Annotated in this window: 23 protein-coding genes; 10 read left to right on the forward strand and 13 right to left on the reverse strand. The window is 67.7% G+C overall.

The annotated features are described in order from the left end of the window. The first annotated feature begins 2 nt into the window (after positions 1–2). The 4 genes from pabB to msrA all read left to right on the forward strand — a co-directional run bounded on the left by pabB (position 3) and on the right by msrA (position 4,205). Positions 3–1,751 (forward strand): aminodeoxychorismate synthase component I, encoded by a 1,749-nt coding sequence (gene pabB, locus ACQHGV_RS15885; protein ID WP_440978902.1) that lies wholly within the window; start codon positions 3–5, stop codon positions 1,749–1,751. 54 nt (positions 1,752–1,805) lie between these two features. After that, positions 1,806–3,005: a pyridoxal phosphate-dependent aminotransferase gene (locus ACQHGV_RS15890; RefSeq protein ID WP_440978903.1), complete on the forward strand. Its 1,200-nt coding sequence runs from the start codon at positions 1,806–1,808 to the stop codon at positions 3,003–3,005. 244 nt (positions 3,006–3,249) lie between these two features. Next, a complete protein-coding gene (locus ACQHGV_RS15895) occupies positions 3,250–3,390 on the forward strand; it encodes a hypothetical protein (protein WP_409791260.1) in 141 nt (46 codons plus the stop codon). A 149-nt stretch (positions 3,391–3,539) separates the two neighbouring features. Then, positions 3,540–4,205, forward strand: coding sequence for a peptide-methionine (S)-S-oxide reductase MsrA (gene msrA / locus ACQHGV_RS15900; RefSeq protein WP_440978904.1), 666 nt, complete (start codon positions 3,540–3,542; stop codon positions 4,203–4,205). Positions 4,206–4,212: 7 nt separating this feature from the next. Here the strand turns inward: msrA and pdeM are convergent, their stop codons facing one another. Continuing rightward, entirely contained in the window at positions 4,213–4,875 is a 663-nt protein-coding gene (gene pdeM, locus ACQHGV_RS15905) for a ligase-associated DNA damage response endonuclease PdeM (RefSeq protein ID WP_440978905.1), read from the reverse strand. A 125-nt stretch (positions 4,876–5,000) separates the two neighbouring features. Between pdeM and ACQHGV_RS15910 the strand changes: the two genes are divergently transcribed. After that, entirely contained in the window at positions 5,001–6,965 is a 1,965-nt protein-coding gene (locus ACQHGV_RS15910; protein ID WP_440978906.1) for a potassium transporter Kup, read from the forward strand. A gap of 173 nt (positions 6,966–7,138) precedes the next feature. On the opposite strand, the gene ACQHGV_RS15915 is transcribed toward ACQHGV_RS15910, so the two are convergent. After that, on the reverse strand, positions 7,139–7,405 hold the full coding sequence (locus tag ACQHGV_RS15915) for a hypothetical protein (protein ID WP_183951555.1): 267 nt from the start codon (positions 7,403–7,405) through the stop codon (positions 7,139–7,141). 255 nt (positions 7,406–7,660) lie between these two features. Further along, positions 7,661–9,046 (reverse strand): DEAD/DEAH box helicase, encoded by a 1,386-nt coding sequence (locus tag ACQHGV_RS15920; RefSeq protein ID WP_440978907.1) that lies wholly within the window; start codon positions 9,044–9,046, stop codon positions 7,661–7,663. Positions 9,047–9,320: 274 nt separating this feature from the next. Between ACQHGV_RS15920 and ACQHGV_RS15925 the strand changes: the two genes are divergently transcribed. After that, complete coding sequence (locus ACQHGV_RS15925; protein ID WP_440978908.1) at positions 9,321–10,322, forward strand: fumarylacetoacetate hydrolase family protein; 1,002 nt, start codon at positions 9,321–9,323, stop codon at positions 10,320–10,322. A 398-nt stretch (positions 10,323–10,720) separates the two neighbouring features. Here ACQHGV_RS15925 and ACQHGV_RS15930 read toward each other — a convergent pair whose 3' ends face one another. Next, positions 10,721–11,758, reverse strand: a complete 1,038-nt coding sequence (locus ACQHGV_RS15930; protein WP_440978909.1) for an IS110 family transposase — start codon at positions 11,756–11,758, stop codon at positions 10,721–10,723. A gap of 21 nt (positions 11,759–11,779) precedes the next feature. Beyond that, positions 11,780–12,202: a 4a-hydroxytetrahydrobiopterin dehydratase gene (locus ACQHGV_RS15935; RefSeq protein ID WP_440978910.1), complete on the reverse strand. Its 423-nt coding sequence runs from the start codon at positions 12,200–12,202 to the stop codon at positions 11,780–11,782. Here ACQHGV_RS15935 and ACQHGV_RS15940 point away from each other — a divergent pair. Genes ACQHGV_RS15940 through ACQHGV_RS15955 form a run of 4 tightly spaced genes read left to right on the forward strand, consistent with a single transcriptional unit; the run spans position 12,172 to position 14,566 of the window. Beyond that, positions 12,172–12,591, forward strand: coding sequence for a metallopeptidase family protein (locus ACQHGV_RS15940; RefSeq protein ID WP_440978911.1), 420 nt, complete (start codon positions 12,172–12,174; stop codon positions 12,589–12,591). The two genes, ACQHGV_RS15935 and ACQHGV_RS15940, sit on opposite strands and share 31 nt — an antisense overlap. Continuing rightward, positions 12,588–13,178 (forward strand): heme ABC exporter ATP-binding protein CcmA, encoded by a 591-nt coding sequence (ccmA, locus tag ACQHGV_RS15945; RefSeq protein WP_440978912.1) that lies wholly within the window; start codon positions 12,588–12,590, stop codon positions 13,176–13,178. The genes ACQHGV_RS15940 and ccmA overlap by 4 nt, the downstream gene beginning before the upstream one ends. Beyond that, the gene (locus ACQHGV_RS15950; protein ID WP_440978913.1) at positions 13,175–13,813 is read left to right on the forward strand and encodes a heme exporter protein CcmB; all 639 of its coding nucleotides are present in this window, start codon (positions 13,175–13,177) and stop codon (positions 13,811–13,813) included. The genes ccmA and ACQHGV_RS15950 overlap by 4 nt, the downstream gene beginning before the upstream one ends. Before the next feature lie 3 nt (positions 13,814–13,816). Beyond that, positions 13,817–14,566, forward strand: a complete 750-nt coding sequence (locus ACQHGV_RS15955) for a methyltransferase (RefSeq protein WP_440978914.1) — start codon at positions 13,817–13,819, stop codon at positions 14,564–14,566. A 232-nt stretch (positions 14,567–14,798) separates the two neighbouring features. Here the strand turns inward: ACQHGV_RS15955 and ACQHGV_RS15960 are convergent, their stop codons facing one another. Genes ACQHGV_RS15960 through ACQHGV_RS15995 form a run of 8 tightly spaced genes read right to left on the reverse strand, consistent with a single transcriptional unit; the run spans position 14,799 to position 20,612 of the window. Continuing rightward, positions 14,799–15,668, reverse strand: coding sequence for a class I SAM-dependent methyltransferase (locus ACQHGV_RS15960; protein WP_440978915.1), 870 nt, complete (start codon positions 15,666–15,668; stop codon positions 14,799–14,801). Positions 15,669–15,677: 9 nt separating this feature from the next. Beyond that, positions 15,678–17,066 (reverse strand): threonine synthase, encoded by a 1,389-nt coding sequence (thrC, locus tag ACQHGV_RS15965; protein ID WP_440978916.1) that lies wholly within the window; start codon positions 17,064–17,066, stop codon positions 15,678–15,680. A 13-nt stretch (positions 17,067–17,079) separates the two neighbouring features. Continuing rightward, positions 17,080–17,700: an SURF1 family cytochrome oxidase biogenesis protein gene (locus tag ACQHGV_RS15970; RefSeq protein WP_440978917.1), complete on the reverse strand. Its 621-nt coding sequence runs from the start codon at positions 17,698–17,700 to the stop codon at positions 17,080–17,082. Then, positions 17,697–18,134, reverse strand: coding sequence for a DUF983 domain-containing protein (locus tag ACQHGV_RS15975; protein ID WP_440978918.1), 438 nt, complete (start codon positions 18,132–18,134; stop codon positions 17,697–17,699). The genes ACQHGV_RS15970 and ACQHGV_RS15975 overlap by 4 nt, the downstream gene beginning before the upstream one ends. Beyond that, positions 18,094–19,005 (reverse strand): cytochrome c oxidase subunit 3, encoded by a 912-nt coding sequence (locus ACQHGV_RS15980; protein WP_409791217.1) that lies wholly within the window; start codon positions 19,003–19,005, stop codon positions 18,094–18,096. Before ACQHGV_RS15980 ends, ACQHGV_RS15975 begins: the two co-directional genes overlap by 41 nt. A 37-nt stretch (positions 19,006–19,042) precedes the next feature. Next, positions 19,043–19,582 carry a cytochrome c oxidase assembly protein gene (locus ACQHGV_RS15985; RefSeq protein ID WP_183951542.1) on the reverse strand — a complete coding sequence of 180 codons (540 nt, stop codon included), beginning with the start codon at positions 19,580–19,582 and terminating at the stop codon, positions 19,043–19,045. After that, positions 19,582–19,716, reverse strand: a complete 135-nt coding sequence (locus ACQHGV_RS15990; RefSeq protein ID WP_007406524.1) for a hypothetical protein — start codon at positions 19,714–19,716, stop codon at positions 19,582–19,584. The genes ACQHGV_RS15985 and ACQHGV_RS15990 overlap by 1 nt, the downstream gene beginning before the upstream one ends. Continuing rightward, positions 19,713–20,612 (reverse strand): heme o synthase, encoded by a 900-nt coding sequence (locus tag ACQHGV_RS15995; RefSeq protein WP_440978919.1) that lies wholly within the window; start codon positions 20,610–20,612, stop codon positions 19,713–19,715. The genes ACQHGV_RS15990 and ACQHGV_RS15995 overlap by 4 nt, the downstream gene beginning before the upstream one ends. Between the last annotated feature and the right edge of the window lie 185 nt (positions 20,613–20,797).

Here is a 20,797-nt window from a genome sequence, read left to right on the forward strand (position 1 = left end):
TCATGCTGCGCCTCGATGCCCCTTTCGTGTTGCTCGACGATGCCCGTGACGGGGGTGCGGCGGCGCGGCTCTATACCGCGCCGGTCGGGATCGTGACCGCGCATGCGCCCGAAGAGGTCGCGCCCGCGCTCGACCGGCTGCGCCAGGCACGGGCGCGCGGGCTGCATGCGGCGGGCTGGATCGCCTATGAGGCCGGCGCGGCGCTCGAGCCGAACGTGGCCCTCACCGCCACCGATGGCCCGCTGCTCTGGTTCGGTCTGTTCGAGGATTATCGGACGCTGGCGGTCGAGACGCTGCTGCCCGATCCCGCCGGCGCCTGGATCGGCGCGCTGCGGCCCGAACTGGACGAGGAGCGCCATGCCGCGCAATTCGCCGAGGTCGCCGCGCGGATCGCGGCGGGCGATCTCTATCAGGTCAATCTCAGCTTCCGCGCCACAGCCCGGGTCGCGGGCGATCCGCTGGCGCTCTATGCGGGCCTGCGCGCCCGGTCGCGCGCCGGCTGGGGCGCGGTGGTGGCGACCGGCGACAGGGTGATCCTGTCGCTGTCGCCCGAGATGTTCTTCGCGCTCGATGCCGGCCGGCTGACCGCCAAGCCGATGAAGGGCACCGCGCGGCGACACGGCGATGCCGCCGCCGATGCGCGGGCTGCGCAAGCCCTGCGCGACGATCCCAAGCAGCGTGCCGAGAACCTGATGATCGTCGACCTGATGCGCAACGACCTGTCGCGGGTCGCGCGGGCCGGCAGCGTGGCGGTGCCCGAGCTGTTCGCGGTCGAACCCTATCCGACGGTGCATCAGATGGTGTCGACCATCACCGCCGATCTGGCCGAGGGGCGCGATGCGGTGGATGTTCTCGCCGCGCTTTTCCCCTGCGGCTCGATCACCGGCGCGCCCAAGATCGCGGCGATGCAGGCGATCGCGGCGATCGAGGATTCGTCGCGCGGCCTGTATACCGGCGCGATCGGCCGGCTGGACGCGCATGGCGATGCGATGTTCAACGTCGCCATCCGTACGCTCACCTGGCCCGAGGGGAGCGACCGCGTGACGCTGGGGCTGGGGTCGGGGATCGTCGCCGACTCGGTCGCGGCGGACGAATGGGACGAGTGCCTGGCCAAGGCCGCGTTCCTGACCGACGGCCAGCGCGATTTCGACCTGATCGAGACCATGGCCTTCGACCCGCTGGAGGGTATCCAGCATCTGGAGGCGCATCTGGCGCGGATGAAGGCGAGTGCGCTGGCCTTGGGCTTCACCTTCGACCGGCATGATGCGCGCAACGAATTGCAGGCGGCGACCTTCCGCCTGCGCGATGCCCGGCGCATCCGCCTGTTGCTCGCGCGCAGCGGCGCGGTCGTGGTCGAGGTCGGTCCACGCCCCGTGCCGTTCGAGTCGCCCGTCGCGGTGCGGGTCGTGCCCCTGCCGGTGTCGCAGGCCGATCTGCGCCTGCGCCACAAGACCAGCGCGCGCGGCTTCTACGATGCGGCGCGGGCGGCGGCGGGGACGGCGGAAGTGCTGTTCGAGACGCCCGAGGGGGTCCTGACCGAGGGCAGCTATACCAATATCTTCGTGCCGCGCGGCGACACGCTGGTGACGCCGCCCCTCGCCGAGGGGCTGCTGCCCGGCATCCTGCGCGCGCATCTGATCGAGACGGGGCGGGCGGTCGAGGGGCGGCTGACGCGGGCCGATCTTCACGACGGATTCTTGCTTGGCAACGCACTTCGCGGATTGTTTCGTGCGGAGATGGTTGCGGATTGAGGGTGGAGGCGTCTAAAGCGCCCCCGCAAATCCCTGACGCAAAGGTTCCGTTTCATGCAGCCCTCCGCCGCGCTCGGTCGTATCAGCCCGTCCCCCACGCTCGCCATCACCAGCCGCGTGATGGAGCTGAAGCGCGCGGGCGTCGACGTGATCGGGCTGGGCGCGGGCGAACCCGATTTCGACACGCCGGACTTCGTCAAAGAGGCCGCGATTCAGGCGATCCGCGACGGCAAGACCAAATACACCAATGTCGACGGCACGCCCGAGCTGAAGGCGGCGATCGCGGCCAAGTTCGCGCGCGACAACGGCCTGACCTACAAGGCCGATCAGATCAGCGTGAATGTCGGCGGCAAGCACACCCTATTCAACGCGATGGTCGCGACGATCGATGCGGACGACGAGGTCGTGATCCCCGCGCCCTACTGGGTCAGCTATCCCGATGTCGTCCAGTTCGCGGGCGGCGTGCCGGTGATCGTCAAGGCGGGGCCGGAACAGGGTTACAAGCTGACCCCGGAGGCGCTGGATGCAGCGATCACGCCCAAGACCAAGTGGGTCATCCTCAACTCGCCGTCCAACCCGACCGGTGCCGGCTATACCGCCGACGAGCTGAAGGCGCTGGGCGAGGTCATCCTTCGCCACCCGCATGTCTGGGTCTTCGCCGACGATATGTACGAGCATATCGTCTATGACGGCTTCCGCTTCGCCACCATCGCGCAGGTCTGCCCCGAACTGTACGAGCGCACGCTGACGGTGAACGGCTGTTCCAAGGCGTACGCCATGACCGGCTGGCGCATCGGCTATGCGGGCGGCGCGCCCTGGCTGATCAAGGCGATCGCCAAGCTGCAGTCGCAGTCGACCTCCAACCCCTGTTCGGTGGCGCAGGCGGCGGCGACCGCCGCGCTGACCGGCGACCAGAGCTTCCTGGCCGAGCGCAACCAGGCGTTCCAGGCGCGGCGCGACATGGTCGTGTCGATGCTCAACGCGATCGAGGGCATGACCTGCCCGACGCCGGAAGGCGCCTTCTATGTCTATCCGTCCTTCGCAGCCCTGATCGGCAAGACCACGCCCTCGGGCCGTCTGATCGACAGCGACGAGGCGTTCGTCGGCTATCTGCTCGACGACGCCAAGGTCGCGGCGGTGCAGGGCGCGGCGTTCGGCCTCTCGCCCGCGATGCGAATCAGCTATGCGACGTCCGATGCGCTGCTGCGCGAGGCGTGCACCCGCATCCAGACGGCCTGCGCCGCGCTGAAATAATCCCGCGCCTGTTGCGCCGCAAAAGCCGGTCGGCTCGGTCAAAGCACCGATCCGGCTGGCTTTTTCCATGGTTTATGTGCGGTGCGGCAATGTGGCTTAACTGTGGCATGAACGACACGATCACGTGCCGTTAATGCTGTGTTTCTATAAACGCCATTGTCGGAACGCCGCCGATCGACCAGATGGCGCCCGTACCGATCGCCAGCCCATCCGGGTGGCGACCCGCAACGACAGGTGAAGACAAATGCGTGCCCTCCTCAAGTCCAGCTTCGTATGGCAGTTCGCCGGCGGATTTGCGCTTGGCGCCCTGGGTCTCGTGGTCCTGCACCCGGCGGAAGCGCCGAGCCGCTATGCGCCGACGGCGCCGGTCGAGGCGGTTCGCTAAGGGGATTCCCTTGGCCTTCGACTTCGCTCAGGCTGAACGGAGCGAGGGCATGACGGCTGTAAGGAACGGCCGTTCGGGCTGAGCGAAGTCGAAGCCCATGCGCGACCTCCGCCTCTAGCCGAATCCCAAAAACGCCCCATATTCCAGCGATGCGCACCCCCATTTGCATCGCCCTTGCCGCGACCGCCTTCGGAGCGATCGCGCTATCATCCCTCCCCGCCAAGGCCGAGCGCGCCGTGCCGCTGCCCAGGGCAGCGATAGACGTGCCTGTCATGCCGAAACCCCAGGTTGCCGTCCTCGCGGGTGGCTGCTTCTGGGGCATGGAGGCGGTGTTCGAGCGGGTGAAGGGCGTGCGCGCGGTCACGGCGGGCTATGCCGGCGGCCGGCGAGAGGATGCGAACTATCCCGCCGTCTCGACCGAGCGCACCCGCCATGCCGAGGCGATTCGCATCGTCTATGACCCGGCGCAGGTCTCCTATGCGACCCTGCTGCGCGTCTATTTCGCGATCGCGCATGATCCGACTCAGGTTGGTGGCCAAGGCCCCGACCGCGGCCCCAGCTATCGCTCGGCGATCTTCGCCCAGTCGCCCGATCAGGCGAAGGTCGCGCGCGCCTATATCGCACAGCTGACCGGCGCCCATGCCTTTGCCAGGCCGATCACGACGCGGATCGAGCAGGGCCAGTTCTTCCCTGCCGAGGCGGAACACCAGAACTTCTACGACCGCAATCCGTCGCATCCGTATATCACGCGCTGGGACAAGCCCAAGGTCGCGGGCTTCCGCGCCGGCTTTCCCGATCTGGCGAGGGCGGGCTGAGGACGGCTCAGGCGGCGACGGGGAAGCGCAGCATCCGGTCGCGGACGGGGACCAAGGCTTCGGCGGCGCGGCCGACCGCCTGGACCAGCGCGGGGTGATCGACGTCCAGCCCTCCGGTCAACGCACCGAAGGCGGGCAGGATCAGCTTGCGTGCCGTGCCGACGAAACAGCGGCGCGCGACCATCTTGCCGCGCACCCGCAGCCGCAGTTTGGGATGGAAATGCCCCGACAGCTCGGGTCGCGTCTCCGCGGGATCGGCCTCGTGGCGCAGGACGAGGCCGTCGACCAGCGCCTCGTCCACCACCTCGCCGCCGCAGCGATCGCGCAGCACGGGGTCGTGATTGCCGGTGATCCAGGTCCAGCGGGTCGCCGCCGTCAGCGCCAGCAGCATCGCCCGCGCCTGTGGCAGCAGGCGGTCGCATCCTTCGGCATCATGGAAGCTGTCGCCCAGGCACCAGACCTCGCGCGCCGCCGTTCGCGTCACCGCCTCGGTCAGCTCGCTCAGCGTCGCCAGCGAGTCGTAAGGGGGCAGCATCTGTCCGCCGCCGGCATACCAGCTGGCCTTTTCCAGATGCAGGTCGGCAACCAGCAACGCCTGGCGCGCGGGCCAGAACAATGCGCCTTCGGGCAGGGCGGCAAAATCCCGGCCGCCGAACGAAAAGGGAACCATTTGCCGTCCATGCGCTTGACGCTGCACAATATCAAGCGTTTGCAGAGCGCTTGGGAAAGCCCTTGCTTCCCGGGCAAAGAGGCGTAAAGCGCGCCGTCCTTTTGGCACAGGGGGTTCCGGCGGACATGACGGCGACAACGACCGACAGTACCGACAACCAGCACGGGGCGGCCGACGGCCACGCCCCGCGTCATCCCGCGCTCGCCGCGCTGACCGTGGGAGCGATCGGCGTGGTGTTCGGCGATATCGGCACCAGCCCGCTCTATGCCTTTCGCGAGGCGCTGTCCCAGTCGGCCGCCGACGGCATCGATCCCAGCGAAATCCTGGGCGTGCTCAGCCTGGCGCTGTGGACGCTCTTCCTGGTCGTCACCGTCAAATATGTCATCTTCCTGATGCGCGCCGATAATCAGGGCGAGGGCGGGGTGCTGGCACTGGCCGCACTTGCCCGTCGCTCGCTCGGCATCCGCTCGCGACTGGCGCTGATCCTGGGTGCGGCGGGAGCGTCGCTGTTTTACGGCGATGCGATCATCACTCCGGCGCTGTCGGTGCTGTCGGCGATGGAGGGGCTGCGCACCATCCCCGCCGCCGCGTCGATCTTCGACGAAGGGCTGATCCGGCTGTGCACCATCGTCATCCTGATCGGGCTGTTCCTGATCCAGTCGCGCGGCACGGCGCAGGTGTCGAAGCTGTTCGGGCCGATCTGTATCCTGTGGTTCTTCGTGATCGGCGGGCTGGGCATCTGGCACATTGCCGACGAACCCTCGATCGCGCGGGTGATCTGGCCCGGCTATGGCATCAGCTTCCTGGCGACACACGGCGTGACGGGGCTGTTCGTTCTGGGCGCGGTGTTCCTGACCGTCACCGGGGCCGAAGCGCTGACCGCCGATATGGGGCATTTCGGGCGGTTGCCGATCCGGATCGGCTGGTTTTCGCTCGTTCTCCCGGCGCTGATGCTCAACTATCTGGGGCAGGGCGCCTTCGCGCTATCGGCGCTGGAGCGCGCGGCGGCGAGCGGGCAGACCTTTACCAATCAGGACTGGTTCTTCCTGATGGCGCCCGAGTCGTTCCGCCCGGCGCTGATCGTGCTGGCGGGCATGGCGACCGTCATCGCGGCGCAGGCGGTGATCACCGGCGCCTTCTCGCTGACCCAGCAGGCGATCCAGCTCGGCTTACTGCCACGCCTGCGTGTCCGCCAGACCTCGGCCGATTTCCAGGGGCAAATCTATCTGCCCGCGATCAACTGGCTGCTGCTGTTCGGCGTGCTGGTGCTGGTCATCCAGTTCAAGACCTCCTCGGCGATGGCCGCCGCCTATGGCATCGCCGTTACGGGGACGATGGTGGTCACCACCTGCCTGGCCTATCTGGTCGTCCGGCATCGCTGGGGCTGGGGACGGCCGCTGGCGCTGGCCGCGATCCTGCCCTTCCTGGCGCTCGACCTGATCTTCTTCGGCGCGAACATCCTGCGCGTGATCGAGGGGGGCTGGGTGCCGCTGCTGGTCGGGGCGGCGGTCGGCCTGATCATCTATACCTGGGTACGCGGGCGCGGCATCGTCTCGGCCTTCGAGAAGCGGCAGGCGATCCCGCTTGCCGATCTCGCCGCCGCACTTGCCAAGCGTCCGCCCGAGCGGGTGCCGGGGACGGCGGTGTTCCTGACCGCCAATCCCGCCTCGGCGCCGGGCGCGCTGCTCCACAATCTGAAGCATAACAAGGTGCTGCACGCGCAGAACCTGATCATGACGATCCGCACCGCCGACCGCCCCGTCGTGCAGCCCGAATATCGCGCGCATGTCGAACGGCTCGACGATAATTTCGCGACCGTCGTGCTGACCTATGGTTTCATGGAGACACCCGACGTGCCGCGCGACCTGCCGCGCGATCTGGGCGTCGAGCAGCGGCAGATGGGCCTGGACCCGATGAAGACCAGCTTCTTCATCGGCCGCAATACGCTCAAGCCCGAGGCGGAGAAGGGCATGCCGCTCTGGCAGGACCGGTTGTTCATGTTCCTGCAGCGCAATGCCAGCGATCCGACGGACTTCCTGCGGATTCCGCCGGGCAAGGTGCTGGAGCTGGGCGAGCAGGTGACGGTGTAGCCAAAGGCCCCTCCACCACCGGGCTGACGCCCGGTGGTCCCCCTCCCCAAGCTATGCTTGGGGAGGGGGACCATCCGAAGGATGGTGGAGGGGTGTTGTCCAACGGGGCGTTCTGTGTGCCATGCCCCTTCCGTCAGAGCTGATGCCTCGCCATCCCCGGTGCTGGAAAGGATTTACAGCGTGACCTTGGGCGGCTTGGCAGCCTCGACCGCGACCAGCACCATCTTTTCCCAGATCGCCGGATCGCCCGCATCGGCCATCGCCTGATCGGGTTCGCGCAAGGTTCGCAGCACGGCAAGTGCGTCGGCCATATGCTCGCGCCAATGCGCGTCGACCAGCTTGGCGGCCGATTCGGAGTCGCCTCCGGCATTGGCGCTCAGCCGCTGGCCGCACAGCACGCGCGCGATGCGTTCTGCGGCGGGGGTGTGGGCAATATCCATGGCAACCTCTCCTGAAGCGTGGATCGTTACGCGATCAACGTATCAGGAGGGCCTTGGGGTTCAGCGCTCGCTACAGAAGCACGCCCCTCCCGCAGGCGGGAGGGGATGGGGGAGGGCTGGCCACAGGCTATGGTCTCGGTGAGACTCCTTGCCCTCCCCAACCCAGTTTCAGGTAAACGATGCCCCGCATCGTTTAGGTCATGCCGGGGGCGTGACCGACCTGAAACTCGCCTGCGGGAGGGGCTTAAGAAGGGGTCAGCCCTGCGCGCCGCGACCGGCACCGCCACCACCGGGGCGGCCCTGGCCGCCACGGCCACGACCGCCGCCGCCACCGGCTCCACCACCGCCGCCACGACGGCGCGGCTGGCGACCCTGCGGTGCGCGGGTGTCGGTCGCGCGCGGGTGATGCGTGGCACGCGGACGCGCCGGATCGCGCGGACGGTCGACGCGCGGCGCGGGATCGGCCCCGATCGCCTTCACCCGCTGCGACTTGATCGTCTCGGCGCGCTTCACGAAATCGGCGGGAAGCGGCACGACAGTGATTTTCTGCCGGGTCAGCTTCTCGATGTCCTTCAGATAGGGACGCTCATCCTCGGCGCAAAAGGCGATGGCGAGACCCGAGCGGCCCGCGCGCGCGGTGCGACCGATGCGGTGGACGTACTGCTCGGCGACGTTGGGCAGTTCGAAGTTGAAGACGTGGCTGACGCCCGGAATGTCGATGCCGCGCGCGGCGATGTCGGTCGCCACCAGCACGCGGGTCTGGCCGGAGCGGAACTCGCCCAGCGCGCGCTCGCGCTGGCCCTGGCTCTTGTTGCCGTGGATCGCGTTGGCCGCAATACCGTTGCCCGCCAGCAGCTTCACGACGCGGTCGGCGCCGTGCTTGGTGCGGGTGAAGACCAGCGCCAGTTCGATCGCGGGATCGGCGAGCAGGATGGTCAGCAGCGCCTGCTTTTCCTGCTGAGTCACGAACGTCACCGACTGGTCGACGCGCTCGGCGGTGGTCGAGACGGGCGTGACCGAGACGGTCGCGGGGTTGTCGAGGAACTTGTCGGCCAGATCGCGGATCGCGGCGGGCATGGTCGCCGAGAAGAACAGGGTCTGACGCTTGCGCGGGATCATCTTCACGATGCGGCGCAGCGCGTGGATGAAGCCCAGGTCGAGCATCTGGTCGGCCTCGTCGAGCACCAGGATCTCGATCATCGACAGGTTCAGGAAGCCCTGCTCGACCAGATCGATCAGACGGCCGGGCGTCGCGACCAGGATGTCGACGCCGCGCGACAGGTCCTGCCGGTTCTTGTTGATGCTGGTGCCGCCGAAGACGGTCGCGACCGCCAGCTTGGAGAATTTGGCATAGCCCTTCGCGTTGTCGGCGATCTGGCTGGCCAGTTCGCGCGTGGGGGCAAGGACCAGCATGCGGCAATGGGTCGGTAGGACGCGCTTGTTCGCCTCAACCAGACGCTGGATCGAGGGGAGGACGAAGGCGGCCGTCTTGCCGGTGCCGGTCTGCGCGATGCCGAGCAGGTCGCGGCCTTCCAGCAGCGTCGGGATCGAGTCGCGCTGGATCGGCGTGGGTTCGGAATAGCCCTTGGCTTCGAGCGCACGGACGAGCGGCTCGGCGAGGCCGAGTTCGGAAAAGGACATGGGAATACTTTCTGACATGGCGCGCGAGTCACGAAGGGCCGCGGGCGCGGGCCGGGGTTGATGACACCCCGCGTGACAAGGGAAGCCTGAAGACAGGGTCGGGGCGGAGCCGGGACCAAAAGGTCCGTTCACGCTGCGAGTGGACGCCTCGACGGGCGGGCATGTGCGCTGGCCATTGCCAAAAGTCAAGTTTCGGGCAGGATCACCGCCCCAATGCGTGACAAGCGCGGACGGATGGTTACATCCGATACCAGTTAGCGAAGAGGAGTCCTGCATGAAACTCGCCAGTCTCAAACATGGTCGCGACGGCAAGCTGGTCGTCGTGTCGAGCGACCTCGCCTGGTATGCGGATGCGGGGCATATCGTGCCGACGCTGCAGGGGGCGCTCGACGATTGGGAGACGCATGCCCCCGCGCTGGCCAATCTGGCGACCGATCTGGATCATGAGGCGATCCCGCGTACGCGCTTCCACGAGCATGATGCCGCCTCGCCGTTGCCGCGCGCCTATCAATGGGCGGACGGATCGGCCTATGTGAATCATGTCGCGCTGGTACGGCAGGCGCGCGGGGCGGAATTGCCCGACAGCTTCTGGCACGACCCGCTGATGTATCAGGGCGGATCGGACGGCTTTCTGGGGCCGCGCGATCCCATTCCGCTGGCCGATGAAAGCTGGGGCTGCGATCTGGAGGGCGAGGTGGTCGTCGTGACCGGCGACGTGCCCCAGGGTGCCAGCCGCGAAGAGGCACTGGCGGCGATCCGGCTGATCGGGCTGACCAACGACGTGTCGCTGCGCGGGCTGATCCCCGGCGAGCTGGCCAAGGGGTTCGGTTTTTTCCAGTCCAAGCCGGCTTCCGCCTTCTCCCCCGTCTTCGTCACGCCGGAGTCGCTGGGCGACTGGTGGCAGGACGGCAAGCTGCGCCGCGTGCTGCGCGTCGATCTCAACGGCCAGCCCTTCGGCCGCGCCGATGCGGGCGAGGACATGACGTTCGACTTCGGCACGCTGGTCGCGCATGCGGCCAAGACCCGCGCGCTGGGGGCGGGGACGATCATCGGCTCGGGCACCGTGTCCAACCGCGATACCGATGGCGGCCCCGGCAAGCCCGTCGCCGAGGGTGGGGTCGGCTATAGCTGCATCGCCGAGGTGCGGATGATCGAGACGATCCGGGGCGGCGAGGCCGTGACGCCGTTCCTGAAGAAGGGTGATACGGTGCGCATCTGGATGGAGGACGACCGCCACCATTCCATCTTCGGCGCGATCGAGCAGATGGTCGAGTAAGCCTATTCCTCCCCAAGCTGAGCTTGGGGAGGGGGACCGCCGCAAAGCGGTGGTGGAGGGGCGGTTGGACCGACCATGCCCCTCCACCACGCCCTGCGGGCGCGGTCCCCCTCCCCATCTGACGATGGGGAGGAGCTTATTCCATCTGTGGACGCCCCTTCGGTTGCAAGCGGTATTTGGAAGTTCTGATGCATAGTCGGATGCTGCCATCTGTCCGGCCTGTGATGCAGCGATGAGCTGCTGGCCCGTATGGGAGTTCGCGGACCGGAACCACATCACCAAAAGCGTGCTCGTGGCACGGTGGAAAGCTCTGGTTCTTCCGACCCCGTCTCGCCGACTGTTGCGCCATACCCTCCTTCGACCGACTGCGCCCTCCGACGCCTCTGGCCCGCCTCGGCTTACGCCGCGACTGCGACCGGAGCTCTGTAATCCTCTTGCCTGACCAGCAACGCCCAGACGGTACGGGCCATCTTGTTAGCGAGCGCGACCGTGACCAGCATGCGTGGCTTCCTGGCCAGCATGCCCTCGAGCCATGAGCCGGCCGGCGCACCGCGCTTGCTCGCCTGGAGCACGACCGCGCTCGCCCCGATGATGAGCAGGCGCCGCAGCGTTCGCTCCCCCATTCGCGAGATCGCGCCCAGCTTCTGCTTGCCGCCGGTCGATGCCTGCTTCGGCACCAGGCCCAGCCAGGCGGCGAAGTCGCGGCCCTTAGCGAAGGTCTCGGCTGGAGGCGCTATCGCGGCAATGGCCGTCGCCGTGATCGGTCCGACACCCGGGATAGTCATCAGCCGTCGGGCCACCTTATCCTCGCGAGCCCGGCGCGTAATCTCCTTATCCAAGGCGGCGATCCGCTCATCGAGACCGGCAAGCATGTCGACCATCATCGCGAACATCGGTCGTGCAGCCTCGGGCAGCGTTTCGCCAATCTCCCCACCGTCGTCGAGCAGATCCGCCAGCATCGCTAGGTGCGCCGCTCCCTTGGGTGCAACCCAGCCGTATTCCGCGAGATGACTGCGGAGCGCGTTACCGATTTGGGTGCGCTGTTTCACCGCCAGGTCGCGCGTTCGAAAAACCAGCGCTGCGGCTTGCTGCTCCTCGGTCTTCACCGCCACGAACCGCATGTTCGGCCGCTGCGCCGCCTCGCAGATCGCCTCGGCATCCACCGCATCGTTCTTGTGCCGCTTCACAAACGGCTTCACGTACGCGGGCGGGATCAGCCGAACCTCGTGCCCCATCGCGCGCAACTCGCGGGCCCAGTGGTGCGCCCCGCCACAGGCCTCCAGCGCGACCACGCAGCGAGGATGGGCCATGAAGAAATCGAGCAGCTTGCCGCGGCTCAACCTGCGGCTGAACACCTGCCCGCCGCGCTCGTCAGCGCCATGCGCGTGGAAAACATGCTTAGCGATATCCAGCCCGATCGTGGTAGCCTCTGACACGGACGCCTCCCTCAGTGGTGATCAACACCTCCACTCTGGCACATCGATGCCGTCGGGGGGCGTCCACCCCATCACCAAAGCGTCGATCGCCTCGGCCATGGCGATGTCGCGTGCCGACAGGCCGCCGGCGTCGTGGGTGGTCAGGACGATGTCGACCCGGTTCCAGACATTGGACCATTCGGGATGATGGTCGGCCTTTTCCGCCAGCAGCGCGACGCGGGTCATGAATCCGAACGCCTCGCTGAAATCGGCGAAGACGAACCGGCGGCTGATCGCATCGCGGCCTTCGTCCCAATCCCAGTCGGGCAGATCGTCCAGCGCCTCATCCCGATCCAGCTCGCTCAGCCGCTCCACCATCTGCGTCCCCTTGCTTGTCTTGTTCTTTGGTCGGCCCCAGCGGTATGACGGCGCGCATGAGCGGGCAAGTCGCGATCGGTGAGGCACCGGGAATCGAAGCGATCGAGGGAATCGCGCGGGCGGCGATGGCGCGGCTGCCGGCGGCGTTCGCCGCGCATCTGGGCGATGTGGTGCTGATCGTCGAGGACTATGCCGATGACGAGACGCTGGCGGCGCTGGGCATCGAGCATCCGCTCGACCTGACCGGCCTGTATCACGGCCGGCCGGTGGGCGAGAAAAGCAGCATGGATTCCGGCGGCTTGCCCGATCGTATCCATCTCTATCGCCGCGCGATCCTGGAGGAATGGATCGAGACGGGGGTGCGGCTCGACGATCTGGTCGCGCATGTGATGATCCATGAGATCGGCCACCATTTCGGCCTGTCCGACGACGACATGCACGCACTGGAAGACGCGGTGGACGGCCCGTCGGCGTGATCCTGTCCCTGACCCGGGTCGCCTGCGCACGCGGCGGGCGGCTGTTGTTCGCCGGCGTATCGCTCGACCTCGCGCCCGGTGAGGCGATGATCGTCACCGGCCCCAATGGCATCGGCAAATCCAGCCTGCTGCGCGTCGCCGCCGGCCTGCTCGCCCCGTTCGACGGTATGGTGGTGCGATCCGCGCCGGTGGCGTTGATGACCGACGATCTGGCGCTGGATGCCGAACGCCCCCTGATCGAGGCGCTGACCTTCTGGGCACGACTCGATCGCGGGGCGGCGGCGCGCGAGCGGGTGGCGGCGGCGATCGAGACCGTCGGCCTGTCGCCCATCGCCGGGATTCCGGTTCGCCTCCTGTCCACCGGGCAGCGCCGCCGCGCCGCGCTGGCGCGGGTCCTCGCGTCACAGGCACCGCTGTGGTTGCTGGATGAACCGGGCAATGGCCTGGACAGCGCGGGGCTCGCGATGCTGGAGCAGGTCATCGCCCGCCACCGGGCGGGCGGCGGCGCGGTGATGCTGACCACGCATCAGCCGCTGTCGGTGCCGGGCGCGCGCACCCTGACTCTCGATGAACGGATGCCGGCATGAGCGCGGCCTGGACGCTGATCGCGCGCGACGTGCGGCGCGGCTATGCCGGCGGCGGCGCGGGGCTGGTCTGCGGCTTTTTCCTGCTCGCGGTCATCCTGTTCCCGTTCGCGATCGGTCCCGACCGGGTGATGCTGGCGCGGATCGGGGCGGGGGCGATCTGGGTGGCGGCGTTGCTGGCGGCGCTGTTGCCGGTCGATCGGCTGGTCGCGCCGGATTGCGAGTCGGGCTGGTTCGATCAGGTGGCCATGCGCGGATTGTCACTGCCGCTCGTGATGCTCTTGCGGATCGTCGCGCATTGGCTGGCCTTCGCGCCGCCGCTGATGCTGGCGGCGCTGGTCGCGAGCGCGCTGTTCGGGCTGGACGGCGCGGCGGTGATGCGGGTCGAGCTGGGGCTGCTGCTGGGCACGCCGGGGCTGGCGGCGCTGGCGGTGGCGACCGGGGCGCTGACGGCGGGGCTGCGCGGCGCGGGCGCGGTGGCGGGGCTATTGCTGTTGCCGCTGGCGCTGCCGCTGCTGATCTTCGGGGCGGGCGATGACGGCATGGGCGGGGCCAAGCTGCTCGCCGCGCTGTCGCTGTTGCTGGTGACCGGCGCGCCTTGGCTGGCCGCGGCGGCGATCCGGTCGGTCCGGGACTGAGCCGTGGCCGTGCAGACTCCATCGCGGGCGCGGATCGCGCAGGCCTTTGACGCGGCGGCGACCTATGACACGCATGCCGTGGTCCAGCGGCAGGTGGCGGCATGGCTGGCCGAGCGGATCGTCGCGGTCGCGCCCACCGCCCCGCGCGTGCTGGAGGTCGGGTGCGGCACCGGCTTCCTGACACAGGCGGCATGGCCCCGGCTCGATCGGCCCGATTGGTTGATGACGGACATCGCGCCCGAGATGCTGGCGCGCGGGCAGGCGCGGATGCCAGGGGTGCGGAGTCGCGTCTTGGACGGCGAGCATCCCGATCTGGCGGGCGAGGCGGTGTTCGACCTGATCGTCAGCAGTCTGGCGGTGCAGTGGTTCACTGATCTGGCGGCAGGCTTGCGGCGGTTGGCGGCACATCTGGCGCCGGGGGGGCGGATGCTGGTGACAACGCTGGTCGAAGGGACCTTCGCCGACTGGCATAACGCGCACCGGGCGGAGGGGTTCGCCGCGGGGAGTCCGTCTTATCCGGCCGTCGCGGCTCTGGCGGAAACGGGGTGGCACATCACGACGCGGACGTTCGAGCAACGCCACGGGACGGCGGCGGCGTTCATGCGTGCGCTGCGGGCGATCGGGGCGGGAACACCGCGTGCGGGACATCGGCCGATCCCGCCCGGCGCGATGCGGCGGATCGCGCGGGCGTTCGAGGCCGGCGGGGCGGTGGCGACCTATGAGGTAGCGTTGATCGAGGTGACTGCCTCCTAGAGCGGGATAACGTCAGTTTGACCCAAGCCGTCATTGCGAGCGTAGCGAAGCAATCCAGAGCGTCTTGCCTAGACACTGGATTGCTTCGCTACGCTCGCAATGACGAATCCACCTCATGTCATCCTTCTCTAACCCGAAATCCCGTTCGTGCTGAGCGAAGTCGAAGCACACGCTCCGCCGCTATGATCTGGCGTGGCCTTCGACTTCGCTCAGGCTGAACGGACGTTTTTGCTTACCGGCTCCACCGCGCCCAGATGGCGGTGGGCAGGATCAGCCCGCGCGCTTCCTCGCGCACGCCCAGTTCGCCGCATTCCACCTTGCCCGGCAGGTCGCCCATCACCTGGCGCAGCATCTCGCCGATCGCCAGCGCCGACATGCGCACGGCATAGACGGTCAGGAACAGGAAGCGCGAATTCTCGTCGAGCAGCTTGCGGCAATCGGCGATCAGGCCGGGCAGATCCTCTTCCAGCCGCCAGACCTCGCCCTCCGGCCCGCGCCCATATTTGGGGGGATCGAGCAGGATGCCGTCATAGCGCCGCCCGCGCCGCCCCTCGCGCGCGACGAACTTGGCCGCGTCGTCGATGATCCAGCGCACCGGCGCGTCGCCCAGGCCCGACAGCATCGCATTGCCGCGCGCCGCCTCGACCGATTTCTTCGACGCATCGACATGAACCATCTTCGCGCCTGCGCTCGCCATCGCCAGCGTGCCGACGCCGGTATAGCCGAACAGGTTCATGCACTCGGGCGACTCGAGGTCGGCCACCTGCTCGCGCATCCAGCTCCACACCGGCGCCATGTCGGGAAAGAAGCCCAGATGGCGGAACGGCGTGTTCTGCGCGGTGAAGCGGACCTCGTTCCACTTCAGCGGCCAGCCGTCGCGCGGGACCGGCTCGTTGAAATTCCAGCGACCGCCGCCATCCTCGTCCGAGCCGGGGACGAACTCGGCCGCCGCGCGCCAGTCATCGGTGGCGGGGGCCCACATCGCCTGCGGCTCGGGGCGGATGAAGCGGAACCGGCCATAGCGTTCCAGCTTGCGGCCATGGCCCGAGTCCACCAGCCCGTAATCCGCCCAGGGCTCGCCAATCATCGTTTCGAGTGTCATGCGCCCCCGTTAGCGCAAAGAGCGCCCGTCGATATAGGCCGTAACCGCGTCGAATGTGGCGGGCAGCGTCTCGAACCGCTCCTCGCGCTCGAACAGGTCGCCGACGCGGCGGGGCAAGGGGGGGCGGACGCCGGTCGCACGCTCGACCGCATCGGTGAACTTGGCCGGGTGCGCGGTGGCCAGCGTCACCACCGGCACGTCGGTCTCCGCGGCGCGCGCGGCGGACAGGGCGATGGCGGTGTGCGGATCGAGGATCTGGCCGGTATGGTCCGCCGCCCAGCGCATCGCACGGCTCATGTCATCGGCATCGACGCGCGTGCTGGTGAAGAGCGGCGCTATAGCCTGGCTCTGCGCATTGGTCAGCCGCATCGCGCCCGTCCCCTCGAACCCCTTCATCTGCGCCGCCAGCGCCGCGCCGTCGCGGCCATTGGCGTCGAACAGCAGCCGTTCGAAGTTCGAGCTGACCTGGATGTCCATCGACGGCGTCGCGGTCGCCTGCACCTGCCCCTTGGAATAATCGCCCGAGGACAGCGCGCGGTGAAGGATGTCGTTGACGTTGGTCGCGACGATCAGTCGCTCGACGGGAAGACCCATGCGCGCCGCGACATAGCCCGCGAACACGTCGCCGAAATTGCCCGTCGGCACCGAGAAGGCGACGGCCTTGCCCGGCGCGCCCAGCCGGACGGCGGCGTAGAAATAATAGACGACCTGCGCCATCAACCGCGCCCAGTTGATCGAATTGACCGCCGACAGCGTGTGGCGATCGGCAAAGGCGCGGTCGTTGAACATCGCCTTCACGAGCGCCTGGGCGTCGTCGAAATTGCCCTCGATCGCGATGTTGTGGACGTTGGGGGCGAGCACCGTCGTCATCTGGCGGCGCTGGATGTCGGTGACGCGGCCGGCGGGGTGCAGCATGAAGATGTCGATATTGGCGCGCCCCGCCACCGCGTCGATCGCCGCCGAGCCGGTGTCGCCGCTGGTCGCGCCGACGATGGTCAGGCGGGTATCGGTGCCGCGCAGGAACCGCTCGAACAGCAGGCCGAGCATCTGGAGCGCGACGTCCTTGAACGCCAGCGTCGGGCCGTGGAACAGCTCCAGCAGCCATTGGTCATGGTCGAGCTGGACCAGCGGCGTGACGGCGGCGTGCGAGAAACGGCCATAGGCGGCGTCGCACAGGCCTTGCAGTTCCTCCGCGCTCAGGCTGTCGCCGACGAAGGGCGCCATGATCCGCGCGGCGGTCTGCGCATAGGACAGGCCGGCGAGTGCTTCGATGTCCTCGGGCGTCAGGCTGGGCCAGGTCTCGGGGACATAAAGCCCGCCATCGCTGGCGAGACCGGCCAGGGTCGCGCCCCGGAAATCGAGGACGGGGGCGGAGCCACGGGTACTGATATAGCGCATGATGCGGTGCGGCTTAACGGGGTGCGGCGCTTGTCACAACCATTCGATTGCGCCGAACGACCGCCAAAGCATAGATAATTGCGGCGATGCCGGCGAACAGGAACCATTGGACCGCATAGGCGAGGTGGTTGTTGGGCACCGCGTCGATCGCGGGGCTGGGGTTCGGCTCCAGCCCGGCGGCGGGGGTGTCGGCGACCAGCATCATGGCTTGCGGCCGATGGTCGAAGGCCGACTGGATCAGCGAGCGGCTGTCCGGGGCATGGGCGATATAGCCGCTGACCCGCCCGCCCGGCCACCCGGTTTCGGCGCGTGGGTCATGCGTCGTACCGAGCTGCACCTGCATCGATCCGCGCGGCACCGAGCAGGTGGCGATCAGCCGGAACCCGGCCGCGCCGGCGCCTGCGCGGCGGATGGTCACCGGCGGCGGGCAGTCGCCGACTGTGCGGCGGAAGAGCAGGCTTTCGTCGGGGAAGAGGGGAAAGGCGATCGGTGCGCGCGCCGGATTGGCCGCCAACTGGGCGAGATAGGCCTGCTTCTGCGGCAGGCGATCGAGCAGCTGCCACAGGCCCAGCGCGATCATCGCGGCGATGGCCAGCCCGACGATCAGCGTGGGGAGGATGGGCAGGCGCCTCATGCCTTCTCGTCCCGTGCGGGCTCGGCGACCGCGCCCTCGCGCGCTTCGTTGCGATATTCGGCGGCCATCAGCGCGCCCTTGGCGATACGCAAGCTATAGACCACGCCGATCGCGGTCAGCGGTAGCCATATCAGCATGTGCAGCCAGAGCGGCGGGTGCAGCGTCATCTCGACCAGGATCGCCGCGATGGTGATGATCGTGCCCAGGATCAGGGTCAGGAACGCCGCCGGTCCATCCCCGACATTGAAGCGGGTGAAGTCCAACCCGCAGGTCGCGCAACGCTCGGCGAAGGTCACCACCTGAGCCGAAAAGACCGGCCCGGCAAACAAATGGGGCTGGCCGCAACGCGGACACAGCCCCTGAAACGCAGCCTGCGATAGGGTCGGAGGGGTATCAGCCACTATGAACCGGCGCGCCCCAGCCACCCCAGACATAGATGGTGACGAACAGGAACAGCCACACCACGTCGACAAAATGCCAGTACCAGGCCGCCGCCTCGAACCCGAAATGCTGGCGCGGCGTGAAGTCACCGCGATAGGCGCGGATCAGGCAGACGATCAGGAAGATGGTGCCGACGATGACGTGGAAACCATGGAAGCCGGTCGCCATGAAGAAGGCCGCGCCATAGTTGATGCCCTTGAAGGGGAAGGGCGCGTGCATGTATTCGTACGCCTGGATCGCGCTGAAGATCAGGCCCAGGATCACGGTCAGCCACAGCCCCTTCAGCACGCCGTCGCGGTCGCCGACGCCCAACGCACCCCACAGCCCCTTCTTCTCGCCGCCACGCTGGTTGTGGATCAGCGCATGGTGCGCCCAGGTGACGGTGGTGCCGCTGGTCAGCAGGATCAGCGTGTTGAGCAGCGGCAGCTTGAAGGCGTCGATCACCTCCAGCCCCTTGGGCGGCCAGGTCGCGGCGATGGCGGCGGCGCCTTCAGCCGCGCGCTCGACCTGTCCGTCGACGAAGCTCATCGCGGTCGGGAACAGCGCGAAGTCGAAAAAAGCCCAGAACCAGCCGACGAAGAACATGACTTCGGAGGCGATGAACAGGATCATGCCATAGCGGAAGTGAAGCTGGACGACCGGGGTATGGTCGCCATTATGCGCCTCGCGCACCACGTCGGCCCACCAGCTGCCCATACAGAACAGCACCGCCGCCAGACCCGCCAGGAAGGCCCAGCCGCCGCCCTGCACGCTGTGCATCCACATGATCGCGCCCGAGGCCATCAGCAGCGCCGACATCGAACTGGCCAGCGGCCAGGGGCTCGGCGGCAGGATGTGATAGTCGTGGTTCTTCGCGCCAGCCATGATCCCGTCCCTATGATTTTGCTATTTTGGGGGCAGGCTAACCCGCTTTCTTCCCCGAATCCACCGGGTAAAATGTGTAGGACAGGGTGATCGTCTCGATGTCGCGCGCGTCGGGGTCGTTCAGGATCTTGGGGTCGACGAAGAAGATCACCGGCATCCGCACCGTCTCGCCGGGTTGCAGCGTCTGCTGGGTGAAGCAGAAACACTGGATTTTCGTGAAGTAGCGGCCGGCCTGATCGGGGGTGACGTTGAAGGTCGCGGTGCCCGTCACCGGCACCTTGGCGTTGTTGGTCGCGGTGAAGAACACCATGTCGCGCGCGCCGATATCGACGGTTTCATGCGGATTTTCGGGCTTGAAGGTCCAGGCGAGCCGCGAGGCGACATTGGCGTCGAAATCGACGCGGATCTGGCGATGGACGCTGCCCGGCGCCTCGCTGCCCCGCTGCGTCGTGCCCTGATAGCCGGTCACTTGGCAGAACATGCGGTAGAGCGGCACGCTGGCCCAGGCGAGGCCGGTCATGAAGACCACACCGAACAGCGCGAACACCACCGTTCGGGCCTGGCGGGTCAGGCGCATCAGTGCATCCCCGACCGGATTTTGGATAGGGTGATGAAGAAGATCAGCACCACCAGGAAGCCGAGCAGCAGAGCCATCACCGTGGCGCGGGCGCGCTGCTTGGCGCGAATCCGATTCGAATCGTCAGGCGTCATGCCCAACGATCCACCACCAGCGCGCCAAAGAGAAGGAAAAGATAGAGAATCGAGTATTTGAACAACCGCTTCTCGGGCTTCATCGTGTCGTCGGCCTGGGTATGACGAAAGGCCACGATGGCGGCGTAGAGCGCGAACAGCGCGGTGCCTACGGTCGCGATCACGCCATAGATCGCGCCCGTCAGCCCCAGCGGCCAGGGTGCGACGGCGGCGATGGCCATCGGAATGGTATAGAGCCCGATCTGCGCGCGCGTCACCCGCTCGCCCGCGACGACGGGCAACATCGGCACGCCCGCATTGGCGTAATCGGTCTTCACGAACAGCGCGAGCGCCCAGAAATGCGGCGGCGTCCACAGGAAGACCAGGCTGAACAGCAGGAAGGGCAGCAGCGCGATCTCGCCGGTCGCCGCCGCCCAGCCGATCAGCGGCGGAAACGCCCCCGCCGCGCCGCCGATGACGATATTTTGCGGCGTTCGGCGCTTCAGCCAGACGGTGTAGACCAGCACATAGAAGAGGATGGAGACGGTCAGGATGCCGGCGGCGACATAATTGACCGCCAGTCCCATCAGCAGCACCGAGAAACAGGCCAGCCCCACGCCGAAATGCAGCGCCGACTCGCGGCTCATCCGCCCGGCGGGCAAAGGCCGCTTGGCGGTGCGCTTCATCAGCGCGTCCAGGTCCGCCTCATACCATTGATTGAGCGCCCCCGCCGCGCCCGCGCCCAGCGCGATACACATGATGGCGGTGAAGCCGATTACCGGATCGATCCCGACCGGCGCCGCCAGCATGCCGCACAGGCCGGTGAACACCACCAGCGTCATCACGCGCGGCTTGGTGAGCGCCAGGAAATCGCGCCAGTCGGCGGGAACGAAGACGGAGGAGGGAATGCTGGACATGGGCGTCCCGCATATAGGGCGTGGCGAGGAGGGGGGCAATCGAAGCGGTTGGTATCTAGCCAACGCCAGCCCCAAGCGCACCCCCTCCCGCAAGCGGGAGGGGGACGGGGGGAGGGCCTGGAGTCTCACCGAGCCTGTCGCCTGTGGCGTTCCCTCCCCCATCCCCTCCCGCCTGCGGGAGGGGC

Origin of the sequence: Sphingomonas pseudosanguinis (assembly GCF_052056765.1) — a bacterium.
GTDB classification, from domain to species: domain Bacteria; phylum Pseudomonadota; class Alphaproteobacteria; order Sphingomonadales; family Sphingomonadaceae; genus Sphingomonas; species Sphingomonas pseudosanguinis.